Raw genomic sequence first — 1,302 nt, forward strand, 5'->3', positions numbered from 1 at the left:
CCGCGCCCCCGCCCGACGCCTCCCCAACCTTCCTCCTGAGATACTTGCTTCGCCCCGAACCGATGCCCGCGTCGGGTGTCCATGGCCTCGCCCCGGGTGCCGCTGGGCTGAGTACGCAGCCAGACCCTAGGATCGCGCCCTGCCGAGCGGTGGAACCTGTCCGCACCGAATTGGCCGGCCTGCGCGATGTCCGATTTGAACGTTCCCGTTGACACCACTCAGTGGGACGCCACTGCCCCCGAGGAAGTTCCGCTTACGCCAAGCCCTCGCCACGCGCCGTAACCCGCACCCCCGAGGGCACGGATTCGCGAGGGCCATCCCGCCGTACCCGGCACCGACCACCAACGCCCCTCTCCAACGCGCCGACGCCCGCCTCCGCCGGTTCTCGCGCTTCGCGCGCAATCGGCCTCGCTTCGCTCGGACGCGCAGGATGCCGCCCTCGTGCAGCAGGTCCACCGCCCAGGCGTTGTGGTGGCCGAAACGCTCGCGCTGGTGCCGGTAGAACGCCTCGGCGACGCGGGCGTAGGCGGGCATGGAGGTGTCGAGCCAGTCGGGCCGCTGCGGGCCGGCGACGTCCATGAACCATTTGCCCTGCGGGACGGTGCGCGCGCCGGGGTTGCGCTCGGCGAAGCCGTCCGGGACCGTGCCGGAAAAGCCGGGCAGGATGGGCCGGATGCCCAGTTCCCGCATCCGGCCGAGGACCCGCACGGCCAGTTCGGCCCGCCGTTCGGCCAGGCCGCGCGTGGTGCCGCCGCCGAAGCTGTGGATGTTGTTCAGCCACTGCCACGCCTGGTGGGACGGCGGTACGATCCACTCCAGCACCGCAAGTCGTCGCGCCCTTCGCGGCCGCCTTCGTGGTGAGCGGCCTCGGCGGCTACCCGGCCCTGTACGCCGTCGGCGGCCTGCTGGCGCTGGCCGGATCGCTACTGATCGTGCCGATCCGGTCGGTCCGCTGAGCCGCGCTCAGGCATCAGGGCCAGGTCGGCCACGAGGGCGGGGTCTCCGTCTCGGCCGCGTAGCGTTCGGCCCGCTGAACACAGCCGGGACAGACCGGCTTCTCGACCGCCCTGGCCACCTCCTCCGCGCTGGGCTCGCGCCGCGTGCCCAGCGCGGAGAAGCCCGGCGGCAGGCCGGTCTGCGGATCGACCGCGAACATGACGACCTCCCCGGGATCGAAGCGGAACGCGCGTCCGCACGCGTAACACGGGCCGATCTGCGGAATCTGCTCCTCTGCCATGACATCCAGACTGGCAGCTCGCACGAATACCGGCGAGGGGGTGCGGTCCCGGACGCCCATGGAGG

At 72.0% G+C, this 1,302-nt stretch carries 2 protein-coding genes; both read right to left on the minus strand.

Going from position 1 to position 1,302, the window contains the following annotated elements; all coding sequences use genetic code 11:
* Window positions 1-126: 126 nt before the first annotated feature.
* Window positions 127-822, minus strand: coding sequence for an alpha-N-acetylglucosaminidase TIM-barrel domain-containing protein (locus C1I98_RS38930; protein ID WP_199537564.1), 696 nt, complete (start codon window positions 820-822; stop codon window positions 127-129).
* 148 nt (window positions 823-970) lie between these two features.
* Window positions 971-1,302: hypothetical protein (locus tag C1I98_RS38935; RefSeq protein ID WP_233508575.1), on the minus strand; the 332-nt coding region annotated here is incomplete at its 5' end.

It is taken from the genome of Spongiactinospora gelatinilytica, from assembly GCF_003236385.1.
GTDB classification, from domain to species: domain Bacteria; phylum Actinomycetota; class Actinomycetes; order Streptosporangiales; family Streptosporangiaceae; genus Spongiactinospora; species Spongiactinospora gelatinilytica.